At 65.9% G+C, this 15,758-nt stretch carries 16 protein-coding genes; 12 read left to right on the top strand and 4 right to left on the bottom strand.

Annotation, left to right across the window (positions count from 1 at the left end; genetic code table 11):
- Positions 1 to 8 precede the first annotated feature (8 nt).
- From ACSQ12_RS17155 to ACSQ12_RS17135, 5 genes are all read left to right on the top strand, one after another.
- Positions 9 to 2,462 carry a glycoside hydrolase family 95 protein gene (locus ACSQ12_RS17155; protein WP_436066217.1) on the top strand — a complete coding sequence of 818 codons (2,454 nt, stop codon included), beginning with the start codon at positions 9 to 11 and terminating at the stop codon, positions 2,460 to 2,462.
- A gap of 51 nt (positions 2,463 to 2,513) precedes the next feature.
- Positions 2,514 to 3,524 (top strand): acetylxylan esterase, encoded by a 1,011-nt coding sequence (locus ACSQ12_RS17150; RefSeq protein ID WP_436066216.1) that lies wholly within the window; start codon positions 2,514 to 2,516, stop codon positions 3,522 to 3,524.
- Positions 3,525 to 3,878: 354 nt separating this feature from the next.
- Positions 3,879 to 5,051, top strand: a complete 1,173-nt coding sequence (locus ACSQ12_RS17145; RefSeq protein ID WP_436066215.1) for a 3-deoxy-7-phosphoheptulonate synthase — start codon at positions 3,879 to 3,881, stop codon at positions 5,049 to 5,051.
- Between the two features lie 168 nt (positions 5,052 to 5,219).
- Positions 5,220 to 5,432, top strand: coding sequence for a helix-turn-helix domain-containing protein (locus tag ACSQ12_RS17140; RefSeq protein WP_043429999.1), 213 nt, complete (start codon positions 5,220 to 5,222; stop codon positions 5,430 to 5,432).
- 163 nt (positions 5,433 to 5,595) lie between these two features.
- Positions 5,596 to 5,694 (top strand): 30S ribosomal protein bS22, encoded by a 99-nt coding sequence (locus tag ACSQ12_RS17135; RefSeq protein WP_003792170.1) that lies wholly within the window; start codon positions 5,596 to 5,598, stop codon positions 5,692 to 5,694.
- Positions 5,695 to 5,813: 119 nt separating this feature from the next.
- On the opposite strand, the gene ACSQ12_RS17130 is transcribed toward ACSQ12_RS17135, so the two are convergent.
- Positions 5,814 to 6,632 (bottom strand): HAD family hydrolase, encoded by an 819-nt coding sequence (locus tag ACSQ12_RS17130; protein ID WP_436066214.1) that lies wholly within the window; start codon positions 6,630 to 6,632, stop codon positions 5,814 to 5,816.
- A gap of 84 nt (positions 6,633 to 6,716) precedes the next feature.
- Between ACSQ12_RS17130 and ACSQ12_RS17125 the strand changes: the two genes are divergently transcribed.
- Both ACSQ12_RS17125 and ACSQ12_RS17120 read left to right on the top strand, forming a co-directional pair.
- Positions 6,717 to 6,971: a glutaredoxin family protein gene (locus ACSQ12_RS17125; protein WP_209742586.1), complete on the top strand. Its 255-nt coding sequence runs from the start codon at positions 6,717 to 6,719 to the stop codon at positions 6,969 to 6,971.
- Between the two features lie 78 nt (positions 6,972 to 7,049).
- A complete protein-coding gene (locus tag ACSQ12_RS17120) occupies positions 7,050 to 7,745 on the top strand; it encodes a redox-sensing transcriptional repressor Rex (RefSeq protein WP_436066213.1) in 696 nt (231 codons plus the stop codon).
- Between the two features lie 8 nt (positions 7,746 to 7,753).
- Here ACSQ12_RS17120 and ACSQ12_RS17115 read toward each other — a convergent pair whose 3' ends face one another.
- The 3 genes from ACSQ12_RS17115 to ACSQ12_RS17105 all read right to left on the bottom strand — a co-directional run bounded on the left by ACSQ12_RS17115 (position 7,754) and on the right by ACSQ12_RS17105 (position 10,368).
- On the bottom strand, positions 7,754 to 8,500 hold the full coding sequence (locus ACSQ12_RS17115) for a hypothetical protein (protein ID WP_436066212.1): 747 nt from the start codon (positions 8,498 to 8,500) through the stop codon (positions 7,754 to 7,756).
- Between the two features lie 249 nt (positions 8,501 to 8,749).
- Positions 8,750 to 9,583, bottom strand: a complete 834-nt coding sequence (locus ACSQ12_RS17110; protein WP_436066211.1) for a hypothetical protein — start codon at positions 9,581 to 9,583, stop codon at positions 8,750 to 8,752.
- Between the two features lie 236 nt (positions 9,584 to 9,819).
- Positions 9,820 to 10,368, bottom strand: coding sequence for a YceI family protein (locus ACSQ12_RS17105; protein WP_011693121.1), 549 nt, complete (start codon positions 10,366 to 10,368; stop codon positions 9,820 to 9,822).
- Between the two features lie 220 nt (positions 10,369 to 10,588).
- Between ACSQ12_RS17105 and ACSQ12_RS17100 the strand changes: the two genes are divergently transcribed.
- Genes ACSQ12_RS17100 through ccsB form a run of 5 tightly spaced genes read left to right on the top strand, consistent with a single transcriptional unit; the run spans position 10,589 to position 15,635 of the window.
- Positions 10,589 to 11,254, top strand: coding sequence for a histidine phosphatase family protein (locus ACSQ12_RS17100; protein ID WP_209742590.1), 666 nt, complete (start codon positions 10,589 to 10,591; stop codon positions 11,252 to 11,254).
- A gap of 50 nt (positions 11,255 to 11,304) precedes the next feature.
- Positions 11,305 to 11,907, top strand: a complete 603-nt coding sequence (locus ACSQ12_RS17095; protein ID WP_436067019.1) for a TlpA family protein disulfide reductase — start codon at positions 11,305 to 11,307, stop codon at positions 11,905 to 11,907.
- Between the two features lie 16 nt (positions 11,908 to 11,923).
- Complete coding sequence (locus tag ACSQ12_RS17090) at positions 11,924 to 12,679, top strand: cytochrome c biogenesis CcdA family protein (protein ID WP_436066210.1); 756 nt, start codon at positions 11,924 to 11,926, stop codon at positions 12,677 to 12,679.
- Positions 12,679 to 14,496 carry a cytochrome c biogenesis protein ResB gene (resB, locus tag ACSQ12_RS17085; protein ID WP_436066209.1) on the top strand — a complete coding sequence of 606 codons (1,818 nt, stop codon included), beginning with the start codon at positions 12,679 to 12,681 and terminating at the stop codon, positions 14,494 to 14,496. The genes ACSQ12_RS17090 and resB overlap by 1 nt, the downstream gene beginning before the upstream one ends.
- Positions 14,496 to 15,635 (top strand): c-type cytochrome biogenesis protein CcsB, encoded by a 1,140-nt coding sequence (gene ccsB, locus ACSQ12_RS17080; RefSeq protein WP_436066208.1) that lies wholly within the window; start codon positions 14,496 to 14,498, stop codon positions 15,633 to 15,635. The genes resB and ccsB overlap by 1 nt, the downstream gene beginning before the upstream one ends.
- Positions 15,636 to 15,758 lie beyond the last annotated feature (123 nt).

Genomic DNA, 15,758 nt, shown 5'->3' with positions numbered 1-15,758 from the left:
AGCCTGATATGCCCGAGGACATCCTGCGCTACGACGCGTCCGCGTCCGACTGGCTCGAGGCACTTCCCCTGGGGAACGGCCGGCTCGGGGCCATGGTATTCGGCGGTCCCGCGGAACACCGCTTCCAGCTGAACGACGGCACGGCATGGTCCGGGTCGCCGCACAGCCAGGAGAGGCCGCCGCACTTCAGCCGGGAGCAGGCTTCCGCGATCATTGCGGATGCGCGCCGGCTTGTCGCGGCCGGGGAACACCATGCCGCCGAGGACGTGCTGAAGGCACTCCAGCACCGGCACTCGCAGGCATTCCTGCCGTTCGCAGACCTGTACCTCGGCACCGTTCCGTCTGCAGGCAGCAGCCCGTCCGGCAACAGCAGCGGCAGCACCGCGGGCGGCGCCGGCGAAATCTCCGGGTACAGCCGCGCCCTGGACCTCTCCCGCGCCGTCGCCACCACCGCGTTCCAAGCAGCCGGCTCCGGCGTCCGGGTGGAGGCTTTCGCCAGCTACGACCCCTCAGTCCTGGTCATTTCCGTGGATACGGAGCTGCCGGCCGGCCTCGACCTGGCCGTCCGGCTGGATTCGCCGCTGCGCGTGCTGCGGCGCACCGGCTCCTGCCTGGAACTCAAGCTGCCGTCCGACGTCGCACCTGTCCACGACGGCGGTGCGGTGGAGTACTCGGACGACGATTCGCTCAGCCTGCACGGCGCCGTGTCCGTCACCTGGGAGCACGACGGCCAGGAAGCGGAAGCGTCCGACGTCGGAATGGCCGCCTCCGGCGTCCGGCACGCCGTGGTGTTCGTCACCACGGAGACAACATTCAGCCGCGGGGGCGGGGAACCGCAAGCCGACGGCACCGCGGCGACTGCCGCCGCGACGGCGGCCGGAAGGCTGGCCCTGGCCCAGGAAACCGGCCGCGCCGCCCTCCTGGCCCGGCACCTGCGGAGCCATGGCGAGCTCTACGGTAAGGCGCGGCTGCGGCTGGACGTGCCGGCCTGGACGGGGACCAACACCGCTGAGCGGCTGCTCCGGGCCAACGCCCATCCCGGCGGGCCGCTCGCTGCGGACCCCGGGCTGGCCGAACTCCTGTTCAACTACGGCCGCTACCTCCTGATCTCCAGCTCACGCGCCGGCGGCACACCCGCCACCCTGCAAGGGATCTGGAACAACGATCTCCCCGCACCCTGGAGCTCAAACTTCACCACCAACATCAACCTGCAGATGAATTACTGGGGCGCCGAGCCGACCGGTCTGGCGGAGTGCGCCGAGCCGCTGTTTGCGCTCATCGAAACCCTTCAGGTGACCGGTGCGCGCACGGCACAGGAGTACTACGGTGCACGCGGCTGGGCGGTTCACCACAACTCGGACATCTGGGGTTACAGCAAACCCGTGGGCCACGGCAGCCACTCACCGGCGTGGTCCTTCTGGCCCATGGCCGGGCTGTGGCTGGTCCGGCACCTGTGGGAGCACCTGCAGTTTGGCGGCGCCGGGGAGTTCGCCCGGGACAGGGCGTGGCCTGCCATTCGGGGCGCCGCCGCGTTCGCGCTGGATCTGCTGACCGTGCTGCCGGACGGCTCTGTGGGCACCAGCCCGTCCACGTCGCCCGAGAACAGCTTCGCAACGGATACCGGGGAACGTGCCGCAGCAGGGGAGTCTTCCAGCCTGGACCTGGTCCTGGTCCGTGATGTCCTGACCATGCTGTGCACACTGGCTGAAGACCTCGGGCTGGAAGGGGATCCCGTGGTTGCCGAGGCCCGGGAGGCGCTGCCCCGCATTCCCTGCCCGGGCCCGGGCAGGGACGGCCGCGTCCGGGAATGGCTGGCCGATCCCCCCGAATGGGAACCCGAGCACCGGCACGTCAGCCACCTGTACCCGGCCTACCCCGGCGACGCGCTCCTCGGCCCGGAACTGGAAGCAGCCGTCGCTGCCAGCCTCGATTCCCGCGGCGACGAGTCCACCGGCTGGTCCCTTGCATGGAAGATCCTGCTGCGCGCACGGCTGCGCCAGCCGGCAAACGTCAACACCCTGCTGCGGCTCTTTTTTCGGGACATGGCCACGGACCGGGGAGGGCAGAGCGGAGGCCTGTATCCGAACCTCTTCGGCGCGCATCCGCCGTTCCAGATCGACGGAAACCTGGGCTACGTGGCCGGCATCGCCGAGTGCCTGCTGCAAAGCCACCGGATCCATCACAGCGCAACCCACGGAGCAGTCCGGGAGATCGAGCTGCTGCCGGCTCTTCCGCCGGACCTGCCCGACGGCGGTGCTTCCGGCCTGCGGGCCCGTTCGGGCATCCGGGTCTCGTTGGAGTGGCGTGCGGGGCGCCTGGCAGGGGCCTCATTCTCAGCCGGGACGGACCAGGTCATTGCGGTCCGTTACGGTAACCGCGTCCAGGAACTTCACCTCCGGCCGCACTCGGACACAGTCCTCAACCTGTCGCCGTGGCGGCTGGAAACTGCAGGATCCGCCTGACACGATCACCACAACGTACCTATCAGCCCGCTTCACAGAACCGGAATACCGATGCCCCTCTTCGACTTACCGCTTGAGCAGCTCCGAAACTACACGTCCGGCGTCACCGCACCCGCGGATCTTGACGCCTTCTGGGACCGCACCATCAGCGAAGCCCGGGAATACCCGCTGGACGCGGTCTTCGAACCCGTGGACAACTACCTGACGGTGATCGACACCTTCGACGTCACGTTCGCAGGCTTCGGCGGGTCCCCGGTGAAGGGCTGGCTGCACCTGCCGGCGAACAGGCCCGCGGACGAGCCGCTTCCCGTCGTCGTGCAGTACGTGGGGTATTCGGGCGGCCGCGGGCTGTCGAACCAGGACACCAAGTGGGCGCAGGCCGGCTACGCGCACTTCATCATGGATACCCGCGGGCAGGGCTACGGCGGACTCCTGGGCCACACGGCGGACCCGCATCCCTCCGCGGGCGATGTGGCGCACGCGGGACTTATGACCCGCGGTGTCGGAAGCCGCGAGGAGTACTACTATCGCCGGGTCTACGTGGACGCCTTCCGTGCGGTGGAAGCGGCGCAGGCCCATCCCGCCGTCGATGCCTCACGGGTTGTGGTGGCGGGAGTCAGCCAGGGCGGCGGTATCACCGTTGCCGTGGCCGGCCTCGCAGCCGGAAGGCTCGACGGCGTGATCGCGGCGCTGCCGGATGTGCCGTTCCTGCAGGACTTTCCCCGCGCCATCGACATCACGCCGCGCGGGCCCTATCCCGAAATCGCCGCGTTCCTGGCCCGCCACCGCGACCGCTACGAGTCGATCCTGGCCGTGCTGAACTACTTCGACGGCGTCAACCTGGGACGGGCGGCAACGGCCCCGGCGCTGTTCTCGGCCGCGCAGGCGGATGACATCTGCCCGCCGTCGACGGTCTTTGCCAGCTTCAATGCCTACGGAACAGCCGCTGGAAACGAGGCTCCGGCGAAGGAGATCGAGGTGTACCGCTTCAATAACCATGAGGGCGGCCAGGAACACCAGTGGAACCGCCAGCTGGAGTACCTGCGCAAGCTGCTCGGCTGAGGTTCCGCTTTCCCGGCCCACCCAACTGACTCGCACTTAACGCTGCGAAATCGCGTTTTCGGAGCGTTAAGTGCGAGTCAGTTGGGAGAGGCCGCGCGGTTAGGGGTCCGCAATATGAGGTCGCGAAAGGGGCATGAATTTGCGGACGGTGCGTGCGGCGGTTATGGTCTTGGCTATGACTAACCGTTGGTATGCGTATTTTTCGTTGGCTCTGGAGGGGCCCGCGTCTAACTGACACGCATCCAACTTTCCTTCAGAGCCAACAGGGCAGAGATCATTCTCTGCCCTTCGCCATTTCTCCGGCGGGTTCTGATCTGGGCCCGCTCCGCACCATCCGGAACAGGACCCGCACACATGAGCACCGCAGCAGCCACCGAAACACAGCCTTCCACTTCCCCGGAAACCAAAGGTTCCCCGGAAGGCCCTGCGTCCGCGCAGAAATCCACCTCGAACCTGCGCGTCAGCGAATTCCAGGCCCTGCCGTCGCCCCAGGACATGATCGCTGAACTGCCGCTGGACGCCCGGGTGGCAGGCGTCGTCGAACGCGGCAGGGACGAAGTCCGGGCCATCATGGACGGCGTGGACGACCGCCTGCTGGTGATCGTGGGACCCTGCTCCATCCACGACCCCAAGGCCGGCCTGGAATACGCCCGCCGGCTGGTGAGCCAGGCGGAGAAGCACAAGGAAGACCTGCTGATCGTCATGCGGACCTACTTCGAAAAGCCGCGCACCACGGTGGGCTGGAAGGGCCTCATCAACGATCCCCACCTGGATGGCAGCCATGACATCGCCACCGGACTGCGTGCCGCCCGCCAGTTCCTGAAGCAGGTCACGTCGCTTGGCCTTCCGACGGCCACGGAGTTCCTGGAACCAATCAGCCCGCAGTACATGGCAGACCTCGTCTCCTGGGGCGCCATCGGTGCCCGCACCACCGAAAGCCAGATCCACCGCCAGCTGGCCTCCGGACTCTCCATGCCCATCGGATTCAAGAACGGTACCGACGGCGACCTCCAGGTTGCGGTCGATGCCTGCAGCGCCGCCGCGGCATCCCAGGCCTTCCTGGGGATCGACGGCGATGGCCGGGCCGCACTCGTGGCCACCGCCGGCAACCCGGACACACACGTGATCCTCCGCGGCGGACGCAAGGGCCCCAACTACTCCGCGGCGGACGTCGAAGCGGCCTCGGCGAAACTGGCCGGCAAGCAGCTCAACCCCCGGCTGATCGTGGACGCCAGCCACGCCAACAGCGGCAAGAGCCACCACCGCCAGGCCGAGGTGGCGCTCGAAATCGGCGCGCAGCTGGAAGACGGCGGAGCGGCGGCCGCGGCGATTGCCGGCGTCATGCTGGAGAGCTTCCTCGTGGGCGGGGCGCAGAACCTCGATGTGGCCGACCACGCGGCCGGCACTGACGAACTGGTCTACGGCCAGAGCGTGACGGATGCCTGCATGGAATGGGACGTCACGGCGTCGGTGCTGGGCCAGCTGGCAGCATCTGCGCGCAAGCGGCGCGGCGCCCTGGAGGGCTGATTTTCCCCCGGATCCGCCGAAAACTGGTACCGCCCAATGACTTTCACAATGGCACCATCAGCCACTAGAGTAACTAGCACAGGGTAGGTTGATGGCTCAGCATCGGCACACCGCAATGGGGTTTCAATGGGGTTGCCTTTATCAGCTGTTAACAAAGGAATAAGGGAAATGTCCGCAGAGTCGAACTTCTCGAACGCTCAGTTCTTGACTGTGGCCGAAGTGGCCGAGCTCATGCGCGTTTCCAAAATGACCGTGTACCGCCTTGTCCATTCCGGAGAGATGCCGGCCGTCCGCTTCGGCCGGTCCTTCCGGGTGCCGGAGTCCGCCGTCGAACAGTACGTCAAGGGTGCTGTCGTGGAAGGCCAGTCGGACACCGCCTGAGCTGCCACAAACGGAGTGCGGTCAGTGGGTGCGCCGGATAAGCGGTACCCTGTTAGGGAACGTTTTTCGTTATTGTAAGAATCTGTTTGTTGTTTAGTCTGTTGCCTAGTCCACGGACCTCTTCCATCAGACAGGTACTCCATCTAGTTTGTAAGGAACTTTCGTGGGTTCAGTTATTAAGAAGCGTCGCAAGCGTATGGCCAAGAAGAAGCACCGCAAGTTGCTTCGTAAGACCCGCCACCAGCGCCGTAACAAGAAGTAGAGATACTTCCTACAGCGTGAGATGCCCGTTGCCTTTGGCAGCGGGCATTTTTCTTTGGGCCGGGCGAATCCCTGCGACGTCCGCTGCAAGGGCAGGCCTGGAGCTGGGGCGGGCCGCGACTAGACCGTGGGGCCGCGGAAGCGCGTGAAGCCCCTCCAGAGGCCGTACACGGCCCCGCCAACCGTGGCCGCCTTCAGTCCGAGCGTGGCGGCGCGGCGTCCCGAGCGGAAGTCGTACACCGGCCAGTTGTTTTCGCGGGCGTGGCGGCGGAGCCGGGAGTCGGGGTTGATGGCCACGGGATGGCCCACCATGCTTAGCAGCGGGATGTCATTGTGCGAATCGCTGTAGGCCCAGCACCGTTGGAGGTCCAGGCCCTCGGCATCAGCAATGCCTTGGACAGCCACCGCTTTGGCCTGGCCGTGCAGGATGTCGCCCACCAGCCGGCCGGTGTAGGCACCGTTCTCGATCTCGCCCACTGTTCCCAGGGCACCGGTCAGGCCCAGCCGGGTGGAAATCACCGTGGCCACCTCGATGGGGGTAGCGGTCACCAGCCACACCATGCGCCCCACACGGAGGTGCTGCTGGGCCAGTGCCTTGGCGCCGGGCCAGATTCTGGACTCAATCATTTCGTCGAAGACTTCTTCGCCGAGGGCCTTGATGTCCTCCACCGTGATTCCGGCAGCCAGCGTCAAGGCCGAGTCCCGGACCGCGTGGACGTCATCCATGTTCTCGCCGCGGAGGACGAACTTGAACTGCTTCCAGGCCATCCCGGCCGCCTGCGGCAGGGTGAACGCGCCGCGCTGATGCATTTTCCGGGCTACGTGGAAGAGGCTGGCGCCCTTCATGAGGGTGTTATCGACGTCGAAGAAGGCAGCCTCGCCGTGCTGCAACGCACCGGCCGGCTGCCGGACTACGGCGACGTACTTCTCCTCGGGCATGACTTGAGTCTAGTCAATGGGCCGGTCCAGGCTGTCACGGGCCTGCCGTCGCGGCGGAGCGGCGGCCCGGGCTACGGTTGAGGCATGGCAAAACCCGACGTCGTCCTCATCACCAAAGCTGACTGCCACCTGTGCGAGGCGGCGCGCGACGCCGTCGAACGGGTCACTGCCGCCCTGGGACTTGAGTGGACGGAACAACTGGTGGACAACCATCCGGAGCTGCGCGAGCGTTACGCCGAAGAGATCCCCGTGGTCCTGGTGGACGGGATCCAGCGTGACTTCTGGAAGATCGACGAAACCCGCCTTGAGCGGATCCTTCGCCAGGCTGCGGCCAAATAGGCGCGGCGACTCCTGCTTTGTTGGCAGTGCGGACGGGGCTCTAGAGTGGACTCACAACGCGACGCAATGGAGCAGATAGTGACTTCGCTGGATTCATCCCCCGAGGCTGTTCACGGGGACAGCGGAACTGCGGCCAAGCAGATTCCGCCCGCGGCCGTGGCACGGCTGACCATCTATTTGCGCGCCCTCACCACCATGCTGGCCGAAGGCGTCGAACGCGTCTCCTCAGAGTCCCTGGCCGAAGCCTCCGGCGTCAGCTCGTCCACCCTCCGGAAAGACCTCTCGCATGTGGGGTCCTACGGCACCCGAGGCGTTGGCTACGAAGTGCAGTACCTCAGCCGCAACATCTCAGCCGCGCTCGGGCTCACCCGCGACTGGAAAGTGGCAATCGTGGGCGCCGGCAACCTCGGCAAGGCCCTCGCGCGGTACGGCGGCTTCGAATCGCGCGGATTCGACGTCGTGGCCATTTTCGATGCTGACCAGATGGTGGTGGGCAACGAGGTGGGCTGGCTGCGGGTCAGTGACGTCGCTGACCTCGAACCGGTCCTCCAGCGGACCGGCGCCAACATGGTGGTGCTGGCGCTGCCCGCCGCCGTGGCGCAGGGCGTGTGCGACCGCGTCATCGCCGCAGGAGTGCGGAGCATCCTCAGCTTTGCGCCGGTCATGCTCCAGGTCCCGCCGGGCGTGAACCTGCGCAAGGTGGACATGGCCACCGAGCTGCAGATCCTGGCCTACCACGCCCAGCGGATCCAGGCCCCGGAGGACGCGGAGTAGTACTGCCCTCAGCGGCCGTAGGGGTAGCCCGGCTGGCCGTACGGGCTTGCGAACGGGTGGTACTTCCTGAAATACGGCGCGGCGGAGGGTAGGTAGAGGAGCACCATTGCAGCCACTCCGGCGAGGATGGACGGCGTTCCGAGCCCCATTTGGAGAACGCCCAGCAGCGAGAATGCCGCCAGGATGGTGCCGAGAATCCGGGCCCAGTTCCGGCCCTTCCGGATGTTGAACGCCACCAGCGCATACAGCAGCACTCCGACGGCCGCGATCAGCATCACCATTCCCACGATGATGCCCTTGAGGGCCTCGAAATCCACGTCAGCCCGGCTGGCTGCCAGCCTGGCATCAAACGCCCGGCGCATGGCGGGGTCGTCGATGGAACCCAGCGAGAGGAGCACCGAGCCAACCCAGAGGAGGCAAGCAACGATTAACAGCCAGAAAGAGATGTTCACCAGCGGTGGAGCGGCGCTTGCCGCCGAGTTTCCCCGCTGCGGCAGCTCCGAGGGGTAGACCGTGTACTGCTGGTTCCCGAACTGCTGCGGCTGCTGTGCCTGCGCGTACTGCGGCTGACTGTACTGCGGCTGACCGTGCTGGGTCTGACTGTACTGAGCAGGTTGGCCATACTGGGGCGCCTGAGCGAACTGCGGTGCCTGCGCGAAGGGCGACGGGCCCTGCCCGTATTGCGGCTGCTGGCCGTATTGCCCGCCGGACGGGGAATCGCCGGGGTACGACGGCGGGACGGGCGGAGTGCTCATGGTTGATCCTTTACGAGTCGGCTAACGGGCAATCAGCCACCGGGATCAGCCACGTCTTCCTGCCCCCAGCGTGATTTTGCTAACACGGTACCGTGTGCGGGGGCTTTCTGTGCATAGTTTGCGGCTCAATTTCGGCTCAAGGAACAGCGGGACAAACGCAGAGGGCGCGGACTCCGGGGACCGGCGACTGGTGTCGCCCGGGCCGTCCAAAGTCCACGCCCTCCGGCTGGAACCGTGGTGCTGGCAGGGTTAGCGGCCGTACGGGTTGCCCGGCTGCGAGTAGGGGCTGCCGAAAGGCTGCTGCTTCCGGAAGTACGGTGCGGACGCCGGGAGGTAAAGCATCACGATGGCGGCGATGCCAAGCAAAGCCGAGATGGTGCCGATGCTGAACGGAACCAGGCTGAAGATCGACAGGGCTGCAAAGACGGTTCCGAGGATGCGGGCCCAGTTCTTGCCCTTGCGCACGTTGAAGGCAACCAGGGCGTAGAGGCCGGCGCCGATGAGGCCGAAGACCACCATCATGCCGATCACAAGGCCCTTGATGGACTCAAAGTCGACGTCCGCCCCGCTGGCCCTCATCTGGTCCTCGAACTGGTTCCGCATGGCGGGATCGTCCAGGGCAGGGATGGCTACCAGCATGGAAATGATGTACAGGACGCCCGCTGCGATGATCATCCAGAACGCGTTGTTGACCATTTTCGGCACACCGCCGGCGGCGACACCCTGTGGCTGTTCGGACGGGTACTGGGCATACGGGGACTGGCCGTACTGCTGCGGCGCCTGACCGAAGGGCGGCTGCTGCCCGTACTGCGGCGCTGCGGGGGGCTGCTGGCCGTACTGCTGCTGGCCGTACTGCGGTGCGTTCTGCCCGTACTGGGGCGCTGCGGGGGGCTGCTGGCCGTACTGCTGCTGGCCGTACTGCGGTGCGTTCTGGCCATACTGGGGCGCTGCCGGGGGCTGCTGGCCGTACTGCGGTGCTGCGGGGGATTCCGGCGCGTTCTGGCCGTACTGGGGAGCGTCGGGGCCGGGCTTGCCGTTCTCAGGTTCGTTCGGGTTGGCCGGGTTTGCTGGAGGCGTGCTCATAGTTGGTCCTTTGCGGGTCGACTACTGATTAAACGGGTACCGGGATCAGTAACGGTTCCCTGCCCCCAGCATGGTTTGGTTCAACCGTACCGCGCTCCGGCCCGGGGGTGGATCATTCGAAGGAGGTATTCTGGCCGGCCGATGTGGGCCGCCGGCGTCAGCGGCCGCCTTAAACACAGCACCCTGCTCCGTCGCGGTGACGGAGCAGGGTGCTGTGTAACTACGAAGCGAAGAAACTACGCGGCAGGTGCGATGAACGCGAGCTCGAGGTTGATGGCAACCTTGTCGCTGACCAGCACGCCACCGGCTTCGAGGACAGCGTTCCAGGTCAGGCCGAAGTCCTTGCGGCTGATGGTGGTTTCGGCGGTGAGGCCGGCGCGGGTGTTGCCGAAGGGATCCACGGCCACACCGTGGAGCTCGGTTTCGAGAGCCACCGGGCGGGTGACGCCCTTGATGGTCAGATCGCCCTGGAGTTCGTAAGCGTCGCCCTTGGGCACGATCGCGTTGGAAACGAAGGAGATCTCCGGGAACTTTTCGACGTCGAAGAAGTCTTCGCCGCGGACGTGGCCGTCGCGGTTGGCGTCACCGGAGTCAAAGCTGGCGGTCTGGATGGTGGCGTTGACCTTGGAGTCGGCAACGTTCTCGGAAAGTTCCAGGGTCGCTGCGGCGTCCTTGAACTGGCCGCGGACCTTGCTGATGCCTGCGTGACGCACGGTGAAGCCGATTTCGCTGTGCGAGTTGTCGAGGGTCCAGGTGCCGGTGGTGGTGTTGGCGGGCAGTGCCATGGTGTTGCTCCTTGTGATCTTGGATTGAAAGTCTCTTGCGGAAGGACATCTGATCGCCAGCCGAAACTTCTTGGTTGAAGTCTCAACTAACTGCTTCACCCAGTATAAACATGCATTTGCATCTTTTATTCCAACTCCGGGGAACATTTTTCAAAACGTCTCAGTTCTACTCTCTGTAGAAGATTTCAGATCACCCGACATCTTTGAGAAACTGGTACACATGCCCCAAGCCACTGTTCATCTCCTTCGCCACGGCGAGGTCCATAATCCGGACGGCATCCTTTACGGACGGCTGCCGGAATTCCACCTCTCCGAACTCGGGCAGCAGATGGCCAAGACGCTCGCTGTGCACTTCGGTGAGCGCGTAGCCGGCGGGGCTAACATCGTGCACCTGGTGGCCTCGCCGCTTACCCGCGCGCAGGAAACCGCCCTCCCCATAGCGGAAGCGCTGAACCTCGAAATCCACACTGAGGCCCGCATCATCGAAGCTGAGAACCACTTCGAAGGCCTCAAGGTCAACAAGGCCGAGCTCCGCAAGCCCAGGCACTGGCCGTACCTGCGGAACCCCTTTGTTCCGTCCTGGGGTGAACCGTACAAGGACCAGGCCGCCCGCGTCATCGCCGCGGTGCAGGACGCCCGCCGCCGTGCCATTGAGCTGGGCGGCGACCACGCCGAAGCCATCCTCGTCAGCCATCAGCTCCCCATCTGGTCCACCCGCCTGAGCGCCGAGGGCAAGCCCCTCTGGCATGATCCGCGCAAGCGCGAATGCACCCTGACGTCCATCACCTCGCTGGTGTTCGACGACGACGGCACCCTCCTCCGGGTCGATTACAGCGAGCCTGCTGCCGCGCTCCTGCCCGGCGCCTCGAACACTCCGGGGGCCTGAACGTGGCCGGATCCCCCTTCGAGAAGGCAAACAATGCAGGTGATGGCGTGATGCGCTCCGCCTCGCGCCGCAGCGTCCTGGCCGCAGGCGGCCTGGGACTGGCCGCCCTTACCCTGGGGCTTTCCGCCTGCGCCCAGGAGGATGCACTGGCCAAGCAGGCCAAAGCCGGGGACAACAAGAACTACGTGGCCGGGGACGGGTCGGTGACCGAATTCGCCGCCGCCGACCGGAAATCCGCCGTCACCATTAAGGGGACCCTCTTCGACGGCACCGTCGTGGAACCCGCGGACTTTGTCGGCAAGGTGACCGTGCTCAACTTCTGGTTCGCGGCCTGTGCGCCGTGCCGCGTCGAAGCGCCGTCGCTGGAAGCCCTCCACCAGGAATTCAAGGAGCAGGGCGTGCAGTTCTACGGCGTGAACCTCCGCGATGAGAAGGCCGCCGCGGAGGCGTTCGACAAGACGTTCAACCTGACCTACCCCAGCTTCAATGACAAGGACGGCGGCGTACTCCTGGCCGTCTCCGGGCTGGTTCCTCCCGGGGCCGTCCCCACCACACTGGTGCTGGACAAACAGGGCCGGGTTGCGTCCCGGGTCCTGGGCGAAATCCAAAAGGGCACCCTCAAGGCCCTCATTACCGCCGCCGTGGCAGAGTAACGGCGGCACGCACACCGTGAACAGCCCCTTCGCCGAAGCCATCCTGAACGGTTCCCTGCTGCTTGCCATTCCCGTGGCACTGCTCGCCGGACTCGTCTCCTTCCTGTCGCCCTGCGTCCTGCCGCTGGTGCCCGGCTACCTGGGCTATGTCACCGGACTGACGGGCGTGGACCTGGAGAAGCAGAAGCGCGGCCGGATGCTGGCCGGAATCGGCCTCTTCGTGCTCGGCTTCTCGGTGATTTTTGTCCTGCTGGGCGGAGCGTTCGGACAGCTGGGATCCATGATCAGCGGCGGACAGAACGCCTGGATCACCCAGGTGCTGGGCATCCTCGTGGTCGTCATGGGCGTGGTGTTCATGGGCGGCTTCAGCTGGCTGCAGCGGGACGCCAAGATCCACGCCAAACCTCCCGCCGGGCTGTGGGGTGCACCGTTGCTGGGCATCACCTTCGGACTGGGGTGGGCGCCGTGCATCGGGCCCACGTACTCCGCAGTCCAGCTGCTCAGCATGTCCGGGGGCTCCTCGGCCGCGAAGGGTGCGTTCCTTGCCTTCGTCTACAGCCTGGGCCTGGGCATCCCGTTCCTGCTGATTGCCCTGGCCGTGCGCCGCGGTGTCGGAGTGATGTCCTTCTTCCGCAAGCACCGGCTCGCGATCCAGCGGACCGGCGGGGGAATCCTGGTGGTCCTGGGCCTCCTGATGGCCAGCGGGGTGTGGGGTGCCTGGGTTGCCGGGCTGCAGTACTGGTTCCAAACCGATGTGAAATTGCCGATCTGATGAGCGAGCGTGTGAACGACAAGAAGAGACCTGCTCCTGCAGACAAAGCGGAGAACACTTCCCCCGACAACGCGGCAGAAACCCCCGTGGCCAAGGTCAAAGCTGAAGCTGCCCTCCCGGCTCTGGGTCTCATGGGCATGCTGCGGTGGGCCTGGACCCAGCTGACCAGCATGCGCACCGCGCTGTTCCTGTTGCTGCTGCTGGCCGTTGCCGCGGTACCCGGGTCCCTGTTTCCGCAGCGTCCGGCGAACCCCTCCATCGTCACGCAGTACATCAAGGACCACCCCGAGTACGGCAAGATCCTGGACTCCCTCCAGCTCTACGACGTCTACTCCTCCGCATGGTTCTCCGCCATCTACATCCTGCTGTTCATTTCGCTGATCGGCTGCGTTGTTCCCCGCGCGATTGCCCACTACAAGGCAATGCGCTCCCAGCCTCCGCGCACCCCGGCCAGGCTCTCCCGCCTGCCCGAGTACGGCACACTGGTGATCCCCGCGGACGCCGGGATCCCGGCGTCGAGCGCTATTGCGGACGCTGCCGCGAAGCTGAAGAAGCGCGGTTACCGCGTGGATGTCAGGGACGACGGCGGCGCGCGGCCCTCTTTGGGGGCCGAGCGCGGCTTCCTGCGGGAAGTGGGGAACCTGGTGTTCCACACTTCCCTGATCGGCGTGCTGGTGTCCGTGGCCGCCGGCGGCCTGTTCGGGTACAGCGGGCAGCGGATCCTGGTGGAGGGCGACACCTTCGTGAACACCCTGGTGGGTTACGACCAGTTCACCCCCGGCACCAACTTCCAGAGCAGCCAGCTCCAGCCCTACTCCATCCAGCTGGACAAGTTCCAGATCACGTTCGACCGTGAATCCAAGGGCAAGTTCGGCCAGCCCATCGACTTCAAGGCGGACGTGACCACCCGGGAAACTCCGGACGCGCCGGCGGAGAAGCAGGTGCTCAAGGTCAACGATCCCGTCAGCCTGGGCGGCACCAGCATCTACCTCACCGGCAACGGCTACGCCCCCGTGGTGACCATCCGCGACGGCGCCGGCAACGTCGCCATGCAGGGCCCGGTGGTGGCCAAGCTGCAGGGGGACAACTACTACTCTTCCGTGGTGATCAAGGTTCCGGATGCCAAGCCGGATCAGCTGGGCTTCGCCGGCTTCTTCCTGCCCACCGCGTTCGTCACCGAGGAAGGCGTTTCCTTCAGCGGGGACCCCGAGCTGATCAACCCGCAGCTCACCCTGAACTCGTACTTCGGCGACCTCGGGCTGGACGCGGGCTCCCCGCAGAACGTCTTCGAGCTCGACGTGAAGAAGCTGACGCCGCTCAACGCCCGGAACCTCGACGCCGGGGGCATCACTCTCGCTCCCGGCAGCACCTACACGCTGCCGGACGGCAAGGGCTCCATCAGCTTCGACGGCGTGAAGCGCTATATCGGCGTGGACATCCACCACAATCCGGGCCAGCTGTACGCCCTGATCTTTGCCCTGCTTGCCGTAGCAGGGCTGGTGACATCCCTGTACGTGAACCGCCGCCGGGTGTGGGTCCGCACGGGATCGCACCCGGACGGCCGCACCATGGTGGAGTACGGGCTCCTGGCCCGCGGCGAAGACCACCGTCTCGCGGCCGAAGCGGAGACCATCCGCGGACTGCTGGCGGACGAATGGGGCCTGGACTCCCAGAAAGCTCACAGCGGGCAGGGGGATAATGGCCCCGCGGACAGTGTCTCTTCAGGCGGTGTCCCCAACGAAGCCTCCACGGAATCGCGCACAGAAGACTTCATCCAGTCAACAGCAGGCTCAGCCGAGTCGAAGAAGGACCAGTAATGCCATTTGGAATCAACGAAACCATGGGCCAGTACAGCGAGCTCTTTATGCTGCTGGCGGCCGGCACGTACACGGTTGCCTTTATCGCTTTCGCCTGGGACCTGGCGAAGAGCAGCAAAGCGCTCCGCGCCGTCGATCTCAAAGCTGCGGCCGCGGCGCAGGCGTCGGCGTCCGCCGCGGCCAGAGTTCCGGTGGGCGCCGGCGTGGGGGCCGGAGGCTCCGTTGATCGTGCCGATGCCGACGTCGACCGCGCCGCTTCGGACGTCAGTGGACCGGCCGGCCGCGCCGAACGGCCGTCCTCGGCTACCGCCCGGGCGTCCAAGAGTGCCGGTTCAGGCGCCGGGCAGACGGCCGACGGCGACATGCGCTACGCCGCTGAACGCCGCGTTCCCGCCCGCGTTGCGGTTGCCCTGACGGTGCTGGGCGCCGTGATCCACGCCGCCGGTGTGGTCACGCGTGCCCTCGGGGCGGGCCGGGTGCCGTGGGGCAACATGTACGAATTCCTCACCACGGGTGCGTTCGTGGCTGTTGCCGTCTTCCTGCTGGTGCTGATCCGCCGCGACCTGCGGTTCCTGGGAACGTTCGTGATCGGCCTGGCCATCATCATGCTCGTCGCGGCCTCCGTGGCCTACTGGACGCCCGTGGGCCACCTGGTGCCGGCGCTCCAGAGCTACTGGCTGATCATCCACGTGTCCATCGCCGTGATGTCCTCAGCACTCTTCACACTGACGTTCGCGATGTCCGCCCTGCAACTGGTCCAGGCGCACCGGCAGAAAACCATCGCGGCCGGCGGCGAGGACAAGCTGGGCTTCATGCGCCTGGTACCTTCCGCCCTGAGCCTGGAAAACCTGTCCTACCGCATCAACGCGATCGCCTTCGTGGGCTGGACCTTCACCCTGATGTTCGGCGCCATCTGGGCCGAAAAGGCCTGGGGCCGCTTCTGGGGCTGGGACACCAAGGAAGTGTGGACGTTCGTGATCTGGGTGGTTTACGCAGGCTACCTGCACGCCCGTGCCACACGCGGCTGGACCGGCACCCGGGCCGCGTGGCTGTCGATCGTGGGCTACCTCTGCGTGATCTTCAACTTCACCATCGTCAACCAGTTCTTCAACGGCCTGCACTCCTACTCGGGGCTGTAGCCGGGCACGGGGCTCGCGCCTGACTCACGCGCCGCGCGGCCTGACCCACGATTTGCCACTTTTGGCCGCTAAGCCTCGGGCTTAGCGGCCATTAGCGGCAAAAGGGCGATGAACGAAGCCGGT

The sequence above is a fragment of the Arthrobacter sp. LjRoot14 genome (assembly GCF_964253905.1).
Classification (GTDB): domain Bacteria; phylum Actinomycetota; class Actinomycetes; order Actinomycetales; family Micrococcaceae; genus Arthrobacter.
The sequence above is the reverse complement of the archived record's forward strand: the minus strand, read 5'-3'. Positions and strand labels throughout refer to the sequence as shown.